Genomic DNA, 3,300 nt, shown 5'->3' with positions numbered 1-3,300 from the left:
AAGCGGCTGGCCGATTCGCTGCCGCAGCTGAAATCGGCCTGGATCTTCGATGCGGACGGAAGGGCGCTGGTCAACAGCCTCGCCTCGCCGCCGCCGGAACTGGGCTTTGCCGACCGCGACTATTTCTACGCCCATGTCGACCAGACCATCGGCACGTTCATCGGCACGCCGCTGACGCCGCGCCCGCCCTACCAGGGCGCGCGCTTCTTCGGCGTGAGCCGCCGCCGCGACTCCGACGACGGCAGCTTCACCGGCGTGATCCAGGCCTCCGTCCTGCCGGAATATTTCGAGAGCTTTTACACCAGGATCGGCTCCGATCCCGGCAGCTTCTTCGCGATGGGGCGCGCCGACGGCGTGGTGCTGGCGCATTTCCCGCGGCTCGACCGCGACATCAGGCTCGATCCGGGCGGGCCGGTCGGCCGCGAAATCGCCGCGCACCCCGCGCACGGGCTCATGACCATCGCCTGGCCGGCTGACGGGATCGAGCGCCGCATCGGCTACAGGCGTGTCGCCGAATATCCGATCTATGTCAGCGCCGGGCTCGAGACCGCGGCGATCCGCGCGCGCTGGTTCGCCACCATGGGGCAGCATCTGGTGTTCGGCATTCCCGCCACCGCACTGCTGTTCCTGCTGCTGGCCTTCGCCTTCCGGCGCACCCAGCATCTCCAGACCGAAGCCGCGGCACGGCGCGAGGCCGAGGACGCGCTCAAGCACAGCCAGCGCCTGGAGGCGCTCGGCCAGCTCACCGGCGGCGTCGCGCACGATTTCAACAATCTGCTGACGGTGATCCGCGCCTCGGTCGATCTGTTGAACCGGCCGCAACTGAGCGAGGAGCGGCGGCAGCGCTACATCACCGCGATTGCGGACGCGGTCGCGCGCGCGGCCAGGCTGACCTCGCAGCTGCTCGCCTTTGCGCGGCGTCAGACCCTCAAGCCCGAAGTGTTCGACGTCGGCGAGCGGGTGCGGTCGCTGCACGACATGCTGGCCACGCTGCTCGGACCGGCCATCGAGATCACGATGCGGCTGCCGGCGGAGTCCTGCCTCGTCAATGCCGATGCCAGCCAGTTCGAGACGGCGCTGATCAACATGGCGACCAACGCGCGCGATGCCATGCAGGGCAAGGGCAGGATCACCTTCAGCGTCGAGCCGGCGACGACCGTTCCGGACACGCTGGCGCATCTTGTGAGCCGTCCGACCTTGAAAGACTTCGGCTTCATCAGCATCGCCGTCAGCGACACCGGGATCGGCATTCCCGCCGCGCGGCTCGGGCGCATCTTCGAGCCGTTCTTCACCACCAAGCAGGTCGGCGCGGGCACCGGCCTTGGCCTGTCGCAAGTGTTCGGCTTCGCCCGGCAGTCCGGCGGCGAAGTGACCGTCGTGAGCGAGGTGGGACAGGGCAGCACCTTCTCGCTCTATCTGCCGCGCGTGCCGGCGGACCTGCTGCCGCAGCAGCAGGCGCCGAACACCGCTCCCGCGGTCGCCGGCAGCGGCATGTCGGTGCTGGTGGTCGAGGACAATATCGAGCTCGCCAATTTCGCCGCCGACGGCCTCACCGAGCTCGGCTACAGCATCACGCTGGTCGACAATGCCAGTGATGCGCTGGCGGAGCTGGTCGTGGACGCCGATCGTTTCGACGTCGTGTTCTCGGACGTCGTGATGCCCGGGATGACCGGGCTCGATCTCGCGCATGCGGTCCGCGATCGCGGCATCACCGTGCCGGTCGTGCTGACCACCGGCTACAGCGAGGCGCTATCGCAGGAGGGCAGCCTCGGTTTCGATCTCGTGCAGAAGCCCTATTCGATCGAGCAATTGTCGCAGGTCCTGCATCGCGCGGCACGGCTGCGGCGGGTGCGCGATGGCGCCGCCGAGTAGGAACTAATATGGAACCGAAGGGAACCGCATGATTTTCTTTGCGTTATCCGGCCATGCAAAAGCCGGCCGCAAAGCGCGAAAAGGGCAGGAAGCCGCCCATTGTCGAGATCAAGGGTGAGAACGGCGACGAGGTCACCCCGCCGCCGCCGGAGGTCGTCGAGCCCGATCCAGAGCTCACGCCCGAGCAGGCCGAGCAGGCCCGCAAGGACTATCTGCTGACGCGGTTCTGGATCAGCGCCCGCGGCTTCTGGGGCCGCAACGGCGACCGGCTGGCGTGGCTCTACTCGATCGGCCTCGTCGTGCTGATCGTCCTCACCGTCGGCTTCCAGTACGGCATCAATGTCTGGAATCGGGCGATCTTCGACGCCATCGAGAAGCGCGATGCGGCCAGCGTGTTTCATCTCACCGCGGTGTTCTTCCCGCTCGCGATCGGCAGCATCGTGCTCGGCGTGGCGCAGGTGTTCGCGCGGATGGGCATCCAGCGCCGCTGGCGCGCCTGGCTGACGGCGAGCGTGCTGACGCGCTGGCTCAAGAACGGCCGCTACTACCAGCTCAACCTCGTCGGCGGCGACCACAAGAATCCGGAATACAGGATTGCCGAGGATTTGCGCGTTGCAACGGACTCGCCGGTGGATTTCCTCGCCGGCGTCACCTCGGCGTTGCTGTCGGCCGTAACCTTCATCGTCGTGCTCTGGACCATCGGCGGCGCGCTCACCGTCACCCTCGGTGGCTCCGCCATTACCATTCCCGGCTTCCTGGTGATTGCCGCGATCCTCTACGCCGCGATTGCATCGGGCTCGATCCTGGTGATCGGCCGCCAGTTCGTGCAGGTCTCGGAGGACAAGAACCAGGCCGAGGCGGACTTCCGCTACACCCTGACGCGCGTGCGCGAGAACGGCGAAAGCATCGCGCTGCTCGGTGGCGAGGAGGAAGAGCGCGAAGGCATCGATCGGAATTTTACCAACGTGCTCAGGCAATGGGCGCGGCTCGCCGGCCAGCACATGCGCACCACGCTGGTGTCACAGGGCTCGAGCCTGGTTGCACCCGTGGTGCCGCTCCTGCTCTGCGCACCAAAATTCCTCGACGGCAGCATGACGCTCGGACAGGTGATGCAGGCGGCCTCCGCCTTCACCATCGTGCAGAGCGCGTTCGGCTGGCTGGTGGACAATTATCCGAGGCTCGCCGACTGGAACGCCTGCGCGCGCCGCATCGCCTCGCTGATGATGTCGCTCGACGGTCTCGAGCGCGCCGAGCAGGGCGACGGTCTCGGCCGCATCAAGCGCGGCGAGACCAGCAACGAGACCATGCTTGAACTGAAGGACCTCTCCGTCACGCTCGACGACGGCACCGCTGTTGTCGGCGAGACCGAAGTGGCGATCGAGCCCGGCGAGCGGCTGCTGGTCGCGGGGGAATCCGGCACCGGCAAGA

The 3,300-nt window shown here is 67.2% G+C and carries 2 protein-coding genes; both read left to right on the top strand.

Annotated elements, in window-relative coordinates:
* The coding region (locus tag PMI42_RS10990; protein WP_008133629.1) for a hybrid sensor histidine kinase/response regulator family protein at positions 1-1,872 on the top strand (1,872 nt) is incomplete at its 5' end.
* Between the two features lie 53 nt (positions 1,873-1,925).
* Positions 1,926-3,300, top strand: a 1,375-nt coding sequence (locus PMI42_RS10985; RefSeq protein ID WP_008133626.1) for an ABC transporter ATP-binding protein/permease, incomplete at its 3' end; no start/stop codon positions are given.

The organism is Bradyrhizobium sp. YR681 (assembly GCF_000282615.1).
Classification (GTDB): domain Bacteria; phylum Pseudomonadota; class Alphaproteobacteria; order Rhizobiales; family Xanthobacteraceae; genus Bradyrhizobium.
The sequence above is the reverse complement of the archived record's forward strand: the minus strand, read 5'-3'. Positions and strand labels throughout refer to the sequence as shown.